Annotated in this window: 12 protein-coding genes and 1 tRNA gene; all 13 read left to right on the top strand. The window is 66.5% G+C overall.

Going from position 1 to position 16251, the window contains the following annotated elements; translation table 11 throughout:
• Window positions 1-69 (top strand): EF-Tu C-terminal domain-related protein (locus D3A60_RS14380; protein WP_078536286.1); only part of this gene is annotated, 69 nt, incomplete at its 5' end.
• Between the two features lie 148 nt (window positions 70-217).
• Window positions 218-293 (top strand) — tRNA-Trp (locus D3A60_RS14375).
• An 88-nt stretch (window positions 294-381) separates the two neighbouring features.
• On the top strand, window positions 382-759 hold the full coding sequence (secE, locus tag D3A60_RS14370; protein ID WP_119719478.1) for a preprotein translocase subunit SecE: 378 nt from the start codon (window positions 382-384) through the stop codon (window positions 757-759).
• Window positions 760-763: 4 nt separating this feature from the next.
• Window positions 764-1336, top strand: a complete 573-nt coding sequence (gene nusG, locus D3A60_RS14365; protein WP_119719477.1) for a transcription termination/antitermination protein NusG — start codon at window positions 764-766, stop codon at window positions 1334-1336.
• Between the two features lie 176 nt (window positions 1337-1512).
• Window positions 1513-1941, top strand: a complete 429-nt coding sequence (rplK, locus tag D3A60_RS14360; protein WP_119719476.1) for a 50S ribosomal protein L11 — start codon at window positions 1513-1515, stop codon at window positions 1939-1941.
• Between the two features lie 3 nt (window positions 1942-1944).
• On the top strand, window positions 1945-2643 hold the full coding sequence (rplA, locus tag D3A60_RS14355; protein ID WP_119719475.1) for a 50S ribosomal protein L1: 699 nt from the start codon (window positions 1945-1947) through the stop codon (window positions 2641-2643).
• Between the two features lie 346 nt (window positions 2644-2989).
• Window positions 2990-3523 carry a 50S ribosomal protein L10 gene (gene rplJ, locus D3A60_RS14350; RefSeq protein ID WP_119719474.1) on the top strand — a complete coding sequence of 178 codons (534 nt, stop codon included), beginning with the start codon at window positions 2990-2992 and terminating at the stop codon, window positions 3521-3523.
• A gap of 64 nt (window positions 3524-3587) precedes the next feature.
• Window positions 3588-3959 (top strand): 50S ribosomal protein L7/L12, encoded by a 372-nt coding sequence (rplL, locus tag D3A60_RS14345; protein ID WP_119719473.1) that lies wholly within the window; start codon window positions 3588-3590, stop codon window positions 3957-3959.
• Window positions 3960-4230: 271 nt separating this feature from the next.
• Window positions 4231-8379 (top strand): DNA-directed RNA polymerase subunit beta, encoded by a 4149-nt coding sequence (gene rpoB, locus D3A60_RS14340; protein WP_119719472.1) that lies wholly within the window; start codon window positions 4231-4233, stop codon window positions 8377-8379.
• A 99-nt stretch (window positions 8380-8478) separates the two neighbouring features.
• A complete protein-coding gene (rpoC, locus tag D3A60_RS14335) occupies window positions 8479-12696 on the top strand; it encodes a DNA-directed RNA polymerase subunit beta' (RefSeq protein WP_119719471.1) in 4218 nt (1405 codons plus the stop codon).
• 272 nt (window positions 12697-12968) lie between these two features.
• Window positions 12969-13343, top strand: a complete 375-nt coding sequence (rpsL, locus tag D3A60_RS14330) for a 30S ribosomal protein S12 (RefSeq protein ID WP_119719470.1) — start codon at window positions 12969-12971, stop codon at window positions 13341-13343.
• Between the two features lie 57 nt (window positions 13344-13400).
• The gene (gene rpsG / locus D3A60_RS14325; protein ID WP_119719469.1) at window positions 13401-13868 is read left to right on the top strand and encodes a 30S ribosomal protein S7; all 468 of its coding nucleotides are present in this window, start codon (window positions 13401-13403) and stop codon (window positions 13866-13868) included.
• 153 nt (window positions 13869-14021) lie between these two features.
• Window positions 14022-16112, top strand: a complete 2091-nt coding sequence (fusA, locus tag D3A60_RS14320) for an elongation factor G (protein WP_119719468.1) — start codon at window positions 14022-14024, stop codon at window positions 16110-16112.
• Window positions 16113-16251 lie beyond the last annotated feature (139 nt).

The raw sequence follows: 16251 nt of genomic DNA, 5'->3' as shown, positions 1-16251 counted from the left end.
CTGCGCTTCGCGATCCGCGAAGGCGGCCGCACCGTCGGCGCCGGCGTCGTGGCGAAGATCATCAAGTAAGCGCGGTCGCCCCGGCCTGCCGGGGACGACCTCCAGCGCGGCCGGCCACGCGGTCGGCCGCACTGGGAAGCCGAAGAAACCAGGCAGGGCGGCGCGAGCCGCCGTTGCCTTTTTCGGAAGCGGCACACTGCAGTCGTGAACGATTTCTACGCCAGTAGCTCAATTGGCAGAGCAGCGGTCTCCAAAACCGCAGGTTGGGGGTTCGAGTCCCTCCTGGCGTGCCACACACCGCGCGGGTCCTTCCGCCGGGATCCGGCCTGACGGCCGGGTTTCCCCCTGACAGACGCGGCCGTTGGCCGTGCGATGGATCGGATGAACAGCAAGGTCGAGCAATCCAAGTCCGCCGCCGCGGGCGACATCGTGAAGTACGCGCTGGCGCTGCTGCTGGTGGTCGGCGGCCTGTTCGCCTACACCTGGTTCGACCAGTGGGCCGGCCCGCTGCGTGCCCTGGTCGTCGTGGCCGGCCTCGTCGCCGGCGCGGTGGTGTTCCTGGCTACGGCCAAGGGCCAGCAGACCCGCGAGTTCCTGTCCGAATCGCGCTTCGAGCTGCGCAAGGTGGTCTGGCCGACGCGCCAGGAGGCCATGCGCATGACCTGGGTGGTGATGGTGGCCGTCGTCGTGCTGAGCCTGATCCTCGCCGGCTTCGACGTGGTCATCCAGGCCGTCGTCAAGTTCATCCTGGGGCGCTAACGCAATGACTGAAGTCCACAAGCGCTGGTACGTCGTCCACGCCTACTCCGGCTTCGAGAAGTCGGTGGCGCAGGCGCTGCGCGACCGCATCGTCCGCGACGGCATGCAGGATCGCTTCGGCGAAGTCCTGGTCCCGACCGAAGAGGTCGTGGAAATGCGTGCCGGCCAGAAGCGCCGTTCCGAGCGCAAGTTCTTCCCCGGCTACGTGCTGGTCCAGATCGCGACCCATGACGAGGCGGGCATTCCGCGCATGGACAACGAGAGCTGGCACCTGGTCAAGGAGACCCCGAAGGTGATGGGCTTCATCGGCGGCACCGCCGATCGCCCGTTGCCGATCGCCGACCGCGAGGCCGACATGATCCTGCAGCGCGTGCAGGACGGCGTCGAGAAGCCGAAGCCGAAGGTCCTGTTCGAGCCGGGCGAGATGGTCCGCGTCGTCGACGGCCCGTTCAACGACTTCAACGGCGTGGTCGAGGAAATCAACTACGACAAGAGCCGCCTGCGGGTGGCGGTGCTGATCTTCGGCCGCTCGACCCCGGTCGAGCTCGAGTTCAGCCAGGTCGAAAAGGCCAAGTAACTCCGCTATACTTGCCGGCTCGCCGCCCTCGGGGGCGAGTCGCAAGCTGAACGGCCGCCGGGGGCGCAAGCCCCGTAGCGGCCGTTGCTGCGTCCAAAACGTGATGCCGGGACACGTGCGTTTCCCGGTCCGATGGGGAGCCTGTGGTCCAGGCGCTTGCACCCGGAGAGAGAGCAATGGCTAAGAAGGTAGTCGGTTACATCAAGTTGCAGGTCAAGGCCGGCCAGGCCAATCCGTCGCCGCCCGTCGGCCCGGCCCTCGGCCAGCGCGGCCTGAACATCATGGAGTTCTGCAAGGCGTTCAACGCAGCGACCTCCAAGCTCGAGCCGGGTCTGCCGACCCCGGTGATCATCACCGCGTACTCCGACCGTACGTTCACGTTCGTCACCAAGAGCACCCCGGCGTCGGTGCTGCTGAAGAAGGCCGCGGGCATCGCGTCCGGCTCCAAGCGCCCGAACACCGACAAGGTGGGCAAGGTCACCCGCGCCCAGCTCGAGGAGATCGCCAAGCAGAAGGAAGCCGACCTGACGGCGGCCGACCTCGACGCGGCGGTGAAGACGATTGCGGGTTCGGCCCGCAGCATGGGTCTGGTGGTGGAGGGCTAAGACATGGCAATGACCAAGCGTGAGAAGGCCATCAAGGCCGCGGTGGTGCCGGGCAAGGCCTACGCCATCGAAGAAGCGATCAAGATCGTCAAGACCGCCACCAAGGCCAAGTTCGTCGAGTCCGTCGACGTGGCCGTGCGCCTGGGCGTCGACGCCAAGAAGTCCGACCAGCAGGTGCGCGGTTCGACCGTGCTGCCGGCCGGCACCGGCAAGACCGTGCGCGTCGCCGTGTTCGCCCCGTCGGGCGCCAAGGCCGACGAGGCGCTGGCCGCCGGCGCCGACGCCGTGGGCATGGACGACCTGGCCGAGAAGATGCAGGGCGGCGACCTGAACTACGACGTCGTCATCGCGACGCCGGACGCCATGCGCGTGGTCGGCAAGCTCGGCACGCTGCTGGGCCCGCGCGGCCTGATGCCGAACCCGAAGGTCGGCACGGTCTCCCCGAACCCGGGCGAGGCGGTGAAGAACGCCAAGGGCGGCCAGGTCCGCTACCGCACCGACAAGGCCGGCATCATCCACTGCACCATCGGCAAGGCCGACTTCGAAGCCGGCTCGCTGAAGGACAACCTGCAGGCGCTGCTGCTGGACCTGATCAAGGCCAAGCCGGCGACCGCCAAGGGCCAGTACCTGCAGAAGGTTTCGATCAGCACGACGATGGGCCCGGGCGTCACCGTGGACCAGGCGTCGCTGAGCCTCAAGTAATCGCATTGCGCCGGCGGCCCCGCGCCGCCGGCGGCAACACCTTTTGAGGGCATCGCCAACGGCCACGGCCGGACGCGATAGCCGTCAAAGACCGCAGGTGCGGTCAGCGCCTACCGGCGACGGGCACGGATGCTCGACTTGGCATGGATTCGCCGTCGGTGGAAGCGGGGCTGCTTAATCCGGACTCGCGCGAGTCGGCCTGCGTAGATGGTCGCCCCTTCTGGAAATTCGTTTCTGGAGTGGCCACCACCCGGGACGCCGCAAGGCATCCCCGGCGCCAAGGACCGGTGCCGCCCAGGACCGCAAGCGGCAGGAGCCGTGAGCGGAGTTCAATTGGAGGAGTGCAATGGCTCTCAATCTGTCCCAGAAGCAGGAAGTAGTCGCCGAGCTGGCAGACGTCGCCGCCAAGGCCCACTCCTTGGTCGCCGCCGAGTACGCCGGCATCACGGTCAGCCAGATGACCGCGATGCGCAAGAAGGCCCGCGAGACGGGCGTGTTCCTGAAGGTTGTCAAGAACACGCTGGCGTCGCGCGCCGTTGCCGGTACCGAGTTCGAGGTTGTCCAGGACAAGCTCGTCGGTCCGCTGCTGTACGCGTTCTCGACCGAGGAACCCGGTGCCGCCGGTCGTCTGATCAAGGAGTTCGCCAAGGGCAACGACAAGCTGCAGGCCAAGGTCGTCGCCTTCGGCGGCGAGGTCTACCCGGCCAGCCACGTCGAAGTGCTGGCGTCGCTGCCGACCCGCGAACAGGCCCTGGCCATGCTGGCCCGCGTCCTGGCCGAGCCGGCCACCATGTTTGCCCGCGCGGTCAAGGCCGTCGCCGACAAGCAGGGTGGTGGCGACGTCGCCGCGACCGAAGAAGCCCCGGCCGAAACCGCCTGATCGTCGTTCGCACGCGCGAATACTTTCCTAACAACGTTAGATCCAATTTCCAGAGGTAATCAAAATGTCCCTGTCCAACGAGCAGATCGTCGACGCCATCGCGGAAAAGACCCTGATGGAAGTGATGGACCTGGTTAAGGCCATCGAAGAGAAGTTCGGCGTCACCGCCGCCGCCCCGGTCATGATGGCCGCCGGCCCGGCTGCCGCCGCCGCCCCGGTCGAAGAGCAGACCGAGTTCAACGTCATCCTGAAGTCGGCCGGCGAGAAGAAGGTTGAGGTCATCAAGGCCGTCCGCGCCATCACCGGCCTGGGCCTGAAGGAAGCCAAGGACCTCACCGAGGCCGGCGGCACCGTGAAGGAAGCCGTGTCGAAGGACGACGCCGCGAAGATGAAGAAGGACCTCGAGGCCGCCGGCGCGACCGTCGAAGTCAAGTAAGCCGTACTTGCGTCGCCGGGACCCATCTGGCGACCACCGAGGCTGGGGACGAAAGTCCCCGGCCTTTGGCCGTTGTTGAGGTAGCGACAAAAAGCTCCGAGTTGGCAGTTGGAAGTAGCGGGAGAAGGCGTGCTGGTGCCGGCAATACCAGCGACTTCCAACTGGCAGTTCTTCCCAATCTCCGGATTGACCCCGAGGGCCGCGGACGCGCGGTCCGTCCCGCGCGCCCCCCGGCGTCGACGGGAAAACAACACCGAGGCGGTAGCTCACCATGACGTACTCGTTCACCGAAAAGAAGCGCATCCGCAAGGACTTCGGCAAGCGCCGTTCGATCCTTGAAGTGCCGTTCCTGCTGGCGATCCAGGTCGATTCCTATCGCGAGTTCCTGCAGGAGCACACCGATCCCGCCAAGCGCGACGACAAGGGCCTGCACGCCGCCCTAAAGTCGGTGTTCCCGATCTCCAGCTACAGCGGCAACGCCGCCCTCGAGTACGTCGGCTACAAGCTCGGCGAGCCGGCCTTCGACGAGCGCGAGTGCCGTAACCGCGGTCTGTCGTACGGCGCGCCGCTGCGCGTGACCGTGCGCCTGGTGATCTACGACCGCGAGTCGTCGACCAAGGCGATCAAGTACGTGAAGGAGCAGGAGGTCTACATGGGCGAGATCCCGCTCATGACCGACAACGGCACCTTCATCGTCAACGGCACCGAGCGCGTCATCGTCTCGCAGCTGCACCGTTCGCCCGGCGTGTTCTTCGACCACGACCGCGGCAAGACCCACTCGTCGGGCAAGCTGCTGTACAGCGCCCGCATCATCCCGTACCGCGGCTCGTGGCTGGACTTCGAGTTCGACCCGAAGGACGCGCTGTTCACCCGCATCGACCGTCGCCGCAAGCTGCCGGTGACCGTGCTGCTGCGCGCGCTCGGCTACACCAACGAGGAAATGCTGCGCGAGTTCTTCGAGATCAACACCTTTCACATCATGCCCGAGGGCGTGCAGTGGGAGCTGGTCTCCGAGCGCCTGCGCGGTGAAACGCTGGACTTCGACCTGGCCGACGGCGACAAGGTCATCGTCGAGGCCGGGCGCCGCATCACCGCGCGCCACGTCAAGCAGTTGGAAGCGTCCGGCATCGCCGCGCTGGCCGTGCCGGACAGCTACCTGGTCGGCCGCATCCTGTCGCACGACGTCGTCGACGCGAAGACCGGCGAGCTGCTCGCCACCGCGAACGACGAGATCACCGACGACCAGCTGGCGAAGTTCCGCAAGGCCGGGATCGACGCGGTCGGCACCCTGTGGGTGAACGACCTCGACCGCGGCGCGTACGTGTCCAACACGCTGCGCATCGACGCCTCCAAGACCCAGCTCGAGGCGCTGGTCGAGATCTACCGGATGATGCGTCCGGGCGAGCCGCCGACCAAGGAAGCCGCGCAGAACCTGTTCCACAACCTGTTCTTCACCTTCGAGCGCTACGACCTGTCGGGCGTCGGCCGGATGAAGTTCAACCGCCGCATCGGCCGCAAGGAAACCACCGGCGCTTCGGTGCTGTACGACTCGCGCTACTTCGCCGAGCGCAAGGACGACGAGTCCGCGCGCCTGCGCAACCAGCTGGGCGAGACGTCCGACATCCTCGACGTGATCAAGGTCCTGACCGAGATCCGCAACGGCCGCGGCACGGTGGACGACATCGACCACCTCGGCAACCGCCGCGTGCGTTCGGTCGGCGAAATGGCGGAGAACGTGTTCCGCGTGGGCCTGGTCCGCGTCGAGCGCGCGGTCAAGGAGCGCCTGTCGATGGCCGAGTCCGAAGGCCTGACCCCGCAGGAGCTGATCAACGCCAAGCCGGTGGCCGCCGCGATCAAGGAGTTCTTCGGCTCCTCGCAGCTGTCGCAGTTCATGGACCAGAACAACCCGCTGTCGGAGGTCACGCACAAGCGTCGCGTGTCGGCCCTCGGCCCGGGCGGCCTGACCCGCGAGCGCGCCGGCTTCGAAGTGCGCGACGTGCACCCGACCCACTACGGCCGCGTCTGCACGATCGAGACGCCGGAAGGCCCGAACATCGGCCTGATCAACTCGCTGGCCGTGTTCGCCCGCACCAACCGCTACGGCTTCCTCGAGACGCCGTACCGCAAGGTCGTCAACGGCAAGGTCACCGACGACGTCGAGTTCCTGTCGGCGATCGAGGAGAACGAGTACGTCATCGCCCAGGCGAACGCGCCGACCGACGACAAGGGTGCGATCACCTCGCAGTTCGTCGCGTGCCGTTACCAGGGCGAGTCGCTGCTGAAGCCGCCGTCCGAGATCCACTTCATGGACGTCTCGCCGATGCAGACCGTGTCGGTCGCCGCGGCGCTGGTTCCGTTCCTGGAGCACGACGACGCCAACCGCGCGCTGATGGGCGCGAACATGCAGCGCCAGGCCGTGCCGACGCTGCGCGCGCAGAAGCCGCTGGTCGGTACCGGTATCGAGCGCGCCGTGGCGCGCGACTCGGGCGTGACCGTCAACGCGAAGCGCGGCGGCGTGATCGAGCAGATCGACGCCGGCCGCATCGTGGTCAAGGTCAACGAGAAGGAGATCGTGGGCGAGGCCGACGCCGGTGTCGACATCTACACGCTGATCAAGTACACGCGTTCGAACCAGAACACCTGCATCAACCAGCGTCCGCTGGTGAACGTCGGTGACGTGGTCGCCCGCGGCGACGTGCTGGCCGACGGTCCGTCGACCGACATCGGCGAGTTGGCCCTCGGCCAGAACATGCTGGTCGCGTTCATGCCGTGGAACGGCTACAACTTCGAGGACTCGATCCTGCTGTCCGAGCGGGTCGTGAAGGAGGATCGCTACACCACGATCCACATCGAAGAGCTGACCTGCGTCGCCCGCGACACCAAGCTCGGGCCGGAAGAGATCTCCGCCGACATCCCGAACGTCTCCGAGAGCGCGCTGAACCGCCTCGACGAGTCCGGCGTGGTGTACATCGGTGCGGAAGTCCGCGCCGGCGACATTCTGGTCGGCAAGGTCACGCCGAAGGGCGAAAGCCAGCTGACCCCGGAAGAGAAGCTGCTGCGCGCGATCTTCGGCGAGAAGGCATCGGACGTTAAGGACAGCTCGCTGCGCGTGCCGCCGGGCATGGACGGCACGGTCATCGACGTGCAGGTCTTCACCCGCGACGGCATCGAGAAGGACAAGCGTGCCCGCCAGATCGAGGAGTCCGAGATCCGCCGCGTCAAGAAGGACTTCGACGACCAGTTCCGCATCCTCGAGGCGGCGATCTACGACCGCCTGCGCACCCAGCTGATCGGCAAGACCGCCAACGGCGGCGCCGGACTGAAGAAGGGCGACACGGTCACCTCGCTGGTGCTCGACAGCCTGCCGAAGAAGGACTGGTTCACGCTGCGCATGAAGGACGACGACGCCGTCGAGGCGATCGAGCGCGCGCAGAAGCAGATCGACACGCACAAGGCGGAGTTCGAGAAGCGCTTCACCGACAAGCGCGGCAAGATCACCCAGGGCGACGACCTCGCCCCGGGCGTGCTGAAGATGGTCAAGGTGTTCCTGGCCGTGAAGCGCCGCATCCAGCCGGGCGACAAGATGGCCGGCCGCCACGGCAACAAGGGTGTGGTCTCGACGATCGTGCCGGTGCAGGACATGCCGTACATGGCCGACGGCCAGACGGTCGACATCGTGCTGAACCCGCTGGGCGTGCCGAGCCGAATGAACATCGGCCAGATCCTCGAAGTGCATCTGGGCTGGGCCGCCAAGGGCCTGGGCCACAAGATCCAGCGCATGCTGGACGCACAGCAGAAGGTCGCCGACCTGCGCAAGTTCCTCGACGACATCTACAACCATGACACCAAGGTGCATGGCCAGCGCGTGGACCTGAAGGAGTTCTCCGACGAGGAGCTGCTCCGCCTGGCCCGCAACCTGACCGATGGCGTGCCGATGGCGACGCCGGTGTTCGACGGCGCGACCGAGGCCGAGATCAAGCGCATGCTCGAGCTCGCCGAGCTGCCGAGCAGCGGCCAGACGACGCTGTTCGACGGCCGCACCGGCGAGGCGTTCGAGCGCTCGGTCACCGTCGGCTACATGCACATGCTGAAGCTGAACCACCTGGTCGACGACAAGATGCACGCCCGTTCGACCGGTCCGTACTCGCTCGTCACCCAGCAGCCGCTGGGCGGCAAGGCGCAGTTCGGCGGCCAGCGCTTCGGCGAAATGGAAGTCTGGGCGCTGGAAGCCTACGGCGCGGCCTACACCCTGCAGGAAATGCTGACGGTGAAGTCCGACGACGTGCAGGGCCGCAACCAGATGTACAAGAACATCGTCGACGGCGAGTACGAGATGGTCGCCGGCATGCCGGAGTCCTTCAACGTGCTGGTGAAGGAAATCCGCTCGCTCGCGATCAACATGGAGCTCGAAGAGAACTGATCCACGCGGCGGGGCGGCGCAGCGACACGCGCGCCGCTCCGTCCGCCGCTTCGGTGATCCACGGCCCTTCGACGAATTCCTCCGGACTGGAGAAAAGAAATGAAAGATTTGCTGAACCTGTTCAACCAGCAGCGACCGGCGCTCGACTTCGACGCCATCAAGATCGCGCTGGCTTCGCCGGACTTGATCCGCTCGTGGTCCTACGGCGAGGTCAAGAAGCCGGAAACCATCAACTACCGCACGTTCAAGCCCGAGCGTGACGGCCTGTTCTGCGCCGCGATCTTCGGTCCGATCAAGGACTACGAGTGCCTGTGCGGCAAGTACAAGCGCATGAAGCACCGCGGCGTGGTCTGCGAGAAGTGCGGCACGGAAGTGACGTTGGCCAAGGTGCGCCGCGAGCGCATGGGCCACATCGACCTGGCCTCGCCGGTCGCGCACATCTGGTTCCTGAAGTCGCTGCCGTCGCGCATCGGCCTGATGCTCGACATGACGCTGCGCGACATCGAGCGGATCCTGTACTTCGAAGCGTACGTGGTGACCGAGCCGGGCCTGACCCCGATGGAGCGCGGCTCGCTGCTGACCGAAGAGCAGTTCATGACCGCGCGCCAGGAGCACGGCGACGACTTCGACGCCGCGATGGGCGCCGAGGCCGTGTACGAGCTGCTGCGCACGATCGACCTGCAGTCGGAGATGGTCCGCCTGAAGGAAGAGATCGCCGCGACCGGTTCGGAGACCAAGCTCAAGCGCCTGACCAAGCGCATCAAGCTGGTCGAGGCCTTCCTCGAGTCGGGCAACCGCCCCGAGTGGATGGTCATGACCGTGCTGCCGGTGCTGCCGCCGGACCTGCGCCCGCTGGTGCCGCTGGACGGCGGTCGCTTTGCGACCTCCGACCTCAACGACCTGTACCGCCGCGTCATCAACCGCAACAACCGCCTGCGCCGCCTGCTCGAGCTCAATGCGCCGGACATCATCGTGCGCAACGAGAAGCGCATGCTGCAGGAGTCGGTTGACGCCCTGATGGACAACGGCCGCCGCGGCCGCGCCATCACCGGCACCAACAAGCGCCCGCTCAAGTCGCTGGCCGACATGATCAAGGGCAAGCAGGGCCGGTTCCGCCAGAACCTGCTTGGCAAGCGCGTCGACTACTCGGGCCGTTCGGTCATCGTGGTCGGCCCGACCCTGCGCCTGCACGAGTGCGGCCTGCCGAAGAAGATGGCGCTGGAGCTGTTCAAGCCCTTCATCTTCGCCAAGCTGCAGCGCCGTGGCCTCGCCACGACGATCAAGGCCGCCAAGAAGCTGGTCGAGCGCGAAGAGGCCGAGGTGTGGGACATCCTCGAAGAGGTGATCCGTGAGCACCCGGTGCTGCTGAACCGTGCCCCGACCCTGCACCGCCTCGGCATCCAGGCGTTCGAGCCGGTGCTGATCGAAGGCAAGGCGATCCAGCTGCATCCGCTGGTCTGCACCGCGTTCAACGCCGACTTCGACGGTGACCAGATGGCCGTCCACGTGCCGCTCTCGCTGGAAGCCCAGCTGGAAGCGCGCGCGCTGATGATGGCGTCGAACAACATTCTGTCGCCGGCCAACGGCGAGCCGATCATCGTGCCGTCGCAGGACGTCGTGCTCGGCCTGTACTACATGACCCGCGCGCTGGAGAACAAGGCGGGCGAGGGCATGGCGTTCGCCAACGTCGCCGAGGTCAAGCGCGCGTACGACAACCGTGCCGTGCAGCTGCACGCCAAGGTCAAGGTGCGCATCACCGAGACGGTCAAGAACGAGGACGGCTCCACCGAGCAGAAGACCTCGGTCGTCGACACGACGGTCGGCCGCGCGCTGCTGCGCGAGATCCTGCCGGAGGGCCTGCCGTTCGCGCTGGCCAACGTCGAGCTGACCAAGAAGAACATTAGCCGCCTGATCAACTCCTGCTACCGCATGCTCGGCCTGAAGGACACGGTCGTGTTCGCCGACCAGCTGATGTACACCGGCTTTGCGTACGCCACGCGCGCCGGCGTGTCGATCGGCATCGACGACATGATCATCCCGGACGAGAAGAAGGGCATCCTGGCCGAGGCGGAAGCCGAGGTCCTGGAGATCCAGGAGCAGTACCAGTCGGGCCTGGTCACCGCCGGCGAGCGCTACAACAAGGTCGTCGACATCTGGTCGCGCACGAACGAGCGCATCGCCAAGGCGATGATGGAAACCATCGGCACCGAGAAGGTCGTCAACGCCAAGGGCGAGACGATCGACCAGAAGTCGATGAACTCGATCTACATCATGGCCGACTCCGGCGCGCGTGGTTCGCAGGCGCAGATCCGCCAGCTGGCCGGCATGCGCGGCCTGATGGCCAAGCCGGACGGCTCGATCATCGAGACGCCGATCACCGCGAACTTCCGCGAAGGCCTGAACGTCCTCCAGTACTTCATCTCGACCCACGGTGCCCGTAAGGGCCTGGCGGACACCGCGCTGAAGACGGCGAACTCCGGTTACCTGACCCGTCGCCTCGTCGACGTCGCGCAGGACGTGGTGATCACCGAGACCGACTGCGGCACGCTCGAGGGTCTGACCATGACCCCGATCGTCGAAGGCGGCGACGTGGTCGAGCCGCTGCGCGACCGCGTGCTGGGTCGCGTCGTGGCCGAGGACGTGTTCCTGCCGGGCAACGACGAGGAGCCGATCGTCACCCGCAACACGCTGCTCGACGAGCAGTGGGTGCAGAAGCTCGAAGACGCCGGTGTCCAGTCGATCAAGGTTCGTTCGACCATCACCTGCCAGAGCGCCTTCGGCGTGTGCTCGCACTGCTACGGACGCGACCTCGGCCGCGGCCACCTGGTCAACCACGGCGAGGCGGTCGGCGTCGTCGCCGCGCAGTCGATCGGCGAGCCGGGCACGCAGCTGACGATGCGTACGTTCCACATCGGCGGCGCGGCCTCGCGTGCGGCGGCGATCGACAACGTCACCGTCAAGACCACCGGTACGATCAAGTTCAACAACCTCAAGCACGTCGACCACGCCGGCGGCCACCTGGTCGCGGTGTCGCGTTCGGGCGAGCTCTCGGTCCTCGACGGCCACGGCCGCGAGCGCGAGCGCTACAAGCTGCCGTACGGCGCCACGGTCAACGTCAAGGACGGCGCGGAGATCAAGGCCGGCCAGACGGTGGCCAGCTGGGATCCGCATAACCACCCGATCGTCTCGGAGGTCGCCGGCTTCATCCGCTTCGTCGACTTCATCGACGGCGTGACGGTGATCGAGAAGACCGACGAGCTGACCGGCCTGGCCTCGCGCGAGATCACCGATCCGAAGCGTCGCGGCACCCAGGGCAAGGACCTCCGCCCGGTCGTGCGCATCGTCGACAAGGCGGGCAAGGACCTCAACATCCCGGGCACCGACCTGCCGGCGCAGTACATGCTGCCGCCGCGCTCGATCGTCAACCTGCAGGACGGCGCGCCGGTCGGCGTGGGCGACGTGGTCGCCAAGATCCCGCAGGAAGCATCCAAGACCCGCGACATCACCGGCGGTCTGCCGCGCGTGGCCGACCTGTTCGAGGCGCGCAAGCCGAAGGACCCGGCCGTGCTGGCCGAGCGTTCGGGCATCGTCTCGTTCGGCAAGGACACCAAGGGCAAGCAGCGCCTGATCATCCGCGACACCGACGGCAACGAGCACGAGGAGCTGATCCCGAAGTACCGCCAGATCATCGTGTTCGAAGGCGAGCACGTGGAGAAGGGCGAGACCGTCGTGGACGGCGAGCCGAGCCCGCAGGACATCCTGCGCCTGCTCGGTGTCGAGCCGCTGGCCGTGTACCTGACCAAGGAAATCCAGGACGTCTACCGCCTGCAGGGCGTCAAGATCAACGACAAGCACATCGAGGTGATCGTTCGCCAGATGCTGCGCAAGGTCGAGATCACCGACCAGGGCGACAGCAAGTTCCTCAACGGCGAGCAGGTCGAGCGCCAGCGCCTGGTCGAAGAGAACGCGCGCCTGGCGGGCAAGAACGAGATCCTGGCCAAGTACGAGCCGGTGCTGCTCGGCATCACCAAGGCCTCGCTGGCGACCGAGTCGTTCATCTCGGCTGCCTCGTTCCAGGAGACCACCCGCGTGTTGACCGAGGCGGCCGTCCGCGGCACCCGCGACAGCCTGCGCGGCCTCAAGGAGAACGTGATCGTGGGCCGCCTGATCCCGGCCGGCACCGGTCTGGCGTACCACAGCCAGCGCCGCAAGAACGCCTCCGGCCTGACCGACTCGGAGCTCGAGACGCTGTCCGGCTCGCTGACCGCGGAGGCCGAAACGGCCGACGTGGGTGGCGATCAGGCCGAAGCCGAGTAAACTAGCGGCATATGTTTTGACCCGGCGGTCCCTCGGGACCGCCCAGATCACGAAATGAGGCGCACGGAGCGCCTCGTCTTCGGCCCAATGGATGGGCGGGATCGCAGCCAGTTCCGAAGGCGCCGCGCATGCGGCGTCCCGAGGGGCGCCCAGTCTGGTCCGCGTTGACGGTGACGTCCGACGCGGGCTATACTTTTTCGTCTCGGTAGGCGGGAACCCGTCTGCCGTTCGTTTTCCCTCAGGGCCGTCCGGCCCTAACCAAAGAGTTACCGATGGCGACGATCAATCAGCTGGTGCGCAAGCCGCGCAACCCTGAAACCTACAAGAGCGCCTCGCCGGCGCTGGCGAACTGCCCGCAGCGTCGTGGCGTTTGCACCCGCGTGTACACGACCACCCCGAAGAAGCCGAACTCGGCGCTTCGCAAGGTGGCCAAGGTGCGCCTGACCAACGGCTACGAGGTCATCTCGTACATCGGCGGCGAAGGCCACAACCTGCAGGAGCACTCGGTCGTGCTGATCCGCGGCGGTCGCGTCAAGGACCTGCCGGGCGTGCGCTACCACACCGTGCGCGGCTCGCTCGACGCCGCCGGCGTCGCCAAGCGTCGCCAGGGCCGTTCGAAGTACGGCGCCAAGCGTCCGAAGTCCTAAGCCGCGCGGCCGCCCCCGGCGGTCGTCGTACAAGAATCACGAGAATAGGTACGCCCCATGTCGCGTAAAGGCTCCACCCCGCAGCGTTCGGTCCTGCCCGATCCCAAGCACGGCAGCGAAACCATCGCGCGCTTCATCAACATGGTCATGCAGAGCGGCAAGAAGTCGATCGCGGAAAAGATCGTCTACGGCGCGATGGACGTGATCAGCGAGAAGAACCCCAACGCCCTCGAGCTGGTCGAGAAGGCGCTCGGCAACGTCGCTCCGGCCGTCGAGGTCAAGTCCCGCCGTGTCGGCGGCGCGACCTACCAGGTGCCGGTCGAAGTCCGCGCCTCGCGCCGCATGGCGCTGGCGATGCGCTGGCTGATCGACTCGGCGCGCAAGCGCGGCGAGAACTCGATGCCGCGCAAGCTCGCAGCCGAGCTGATCGACGCGTCCGAGAGCCGCGGCGGCGCCATCAAGAAGCGCGAAGAAACCCACCGCATGGCGGAAGCGAACAAGGCGTTCGCGCACTACCGCTGGTGAACCGAGTGCCCCGCGACGCCTGAATAGGCGCCCGGGGCCTCCGCAGCACGCACCGTGCTGTCGCGGCGGCAGTTTCGCCGCCACGCGAACCGGAGGCCGCCCACGAGGCGGCGTCCGGCCATCTGGAATTCGAAAACCATACGAGAGGGTCCCGTGGCTCGCACCACTCCCATCGAGCGTTACCGCAACTTCGGCATCATGGCCCACATCGACGCGGGCAAGACCACCACGTCGGAGCGCATCCTGTTCTACACCGGCGTCAGCCACAAGATCGGCGAAGTGCACGAAGGTGCCGCGACGATGGACTGGATGGAGCAGGAGCAGGAGCGCGGCATCACCATCACGTCGGCCGCGACGACCGCGTTCTGGAAGGGCATGGACAAGTCCCTGCCGGAGCACCGCTTCAACATCATCGACACCCCCGGGCACGTCGACTTCACAATCGAAGTCGAGCGCTCGCTGCGCGTGCTTGACGGCGCGGTGTTCGTGCTGTGCGCCGTCGGCGGCGTGCAGCCGCAGTCGGAGACGGTGTGGCGCCAGGCCAACAAGTACTCCGTGCCGCGCATGGCGTTCGTCAACAAGATGGACCGCACCGGCGCCAACTTCGACAAGGTGGTCGAGCAGCTCAAGTCGCGCCTTGGCGCGTACGCCGTGCCGATGCAGGTGCCGATCGGCGCCGAGGACGGCTTCGAGGGCGTGGTCGACCTGCTGAAGATGAAGGCGATCCATTGGGACGTCGCGTCGCAGGGCACCAAGTTCGAGTACCGCGAGATCCCGGCCGAGCTGCAGGCCAAGGCGGAGGCCGCGCGCAGCTTCATGATCGAAGCCGCTGCCGAAGCCTCCGAAGACCTGATGGACAAGTACCTCGGTGGCGAAGAGCTCAGCGAAGCCGAGATCGTCTCGGGCCTGCGCGAGCGCACCCTGCGCGTCGAGATCGTCCCGGTGTTCTGCGGTTCGGCGTTCAAGAACAAGGGCGTGCAGGCCATGCTCGACGGCGTGATCAACCTGCTGCCGTCGCCGGCCGATCGCCCGCCGGTCGCGGGCATCGACGAGGACGAGAAGGAGGACACCCGCAAGGCGTCCGACACCGAGCCGTTCTCGGCGCTGGCGTTCAAGATCATGACCGACCCGTTCGTCGGTTCGCTGACGTTCTTCCGCGTCTACTCGGGCGTGCTCAACTCCGGCGACCAGGTCTACAGCCCGGTGAAGTCGAAGAAGGAGCGCGTGGGCCGCATCCTGCAGATGCACGCCAACCAGCGCGAGGAGATCAAGGAAGTCCGCGCCGGCGACATCGCCGCGGCCGTGGGCCTGAAGGACGTGACCACCGGCGACACGCTGTGCGCCATGGACCACATCATCACCCTCGAGCGCATGGTGTTCCCGGAGCCCGTCATCTCGATGGCGGTCGAGCCGAAGACCAAGTCGGACCAGGAAAAGATGGGTATCGCCCTTGGCCGTCTGGCCCAGGAAGATCCCTCGTTCCGCGTGCGTACCGACGAAGAGTCCGGCCAGACGATCATCGCCGGCATGGGCGAGCTGCACCTGGACATCCTCGTTGACCGCATGAAGCGCGAGTTCAACGTCGAGGCGAACGTCGGCAAGCCGCAGGTCGCCTACCGCGAGACGATCCGCAAGGCCGTCAAGGCCGAAGGCAAGTTCGTGCGCCAGTCGGGCGGCAAGGGCCAGTTCGGTCACGTGTGGCTCGAGATCTCGCCGAACGAGCAGGGCAAGGGCTACCAGTTCGAGAACGCCATCGTCGGTGGCGTCGTGCCGAAGGAATACATCCCGGCGGTCGACAAGGGCATCCAGGAAGCGGTCGCCAACGGCATCATGGCCGGCTACCCCATCGTGGACGTCAAGGTCCGCCTGGTCGACGGCTCGTACCACGAGGTCGACTCGTCCGAAATGGCGTTCAAGATCGCCGGTTCGATGGGCTTCAAGGACGGCTTCATGAAGGCCTCGCCTGTCCTGCTCGAGCCGATGATGAAGGTCGAGATCGTCACCCCCGAGGATTACCTCGGCGACGTGATGGGCGACGTCAGCCGTCGCCGCGGCATCCTGCAGGGCCAGGACGACAGTCCGTCGGGCAAGATCATCAACGCGATGATCCCGCTGGGCGAGATGTTCGGCTACGCGACGACGCTGCGCTCCATGTCGCAGGGTCGCGCGACCTTCACGATGGAGTTCGACCACTACGCCGAGGCGCCGACCAACATCGCCGAGTCGGTGGTCAAGAAGAACTGATGCGAGGCCGGCTCCGGCCGGCCCGCACCATCCCCAGAACCAATCAACACGCTTTCCAGACAAGGTAGAACACCATGGCCAAGGGCAAATTCGAGCGCACCAAGCCGCACGTGAACGTGGGCACGATCGGTCACGTTGA

The organism is Cognatilysobacter tabacisoli (assembly GCF_003586305.1).
Classification (GTDB): Bacteria; Pseudomonadota; Gammaproteobacteria; order Xanthomonadales; family Xanthomonadaceae; genus Cognatilysobacter_A; species Cognatilysobacter_A tabacisoli.
This window is presented reverse-complemented; position numbering and strand designations above follow the sequence as displayed.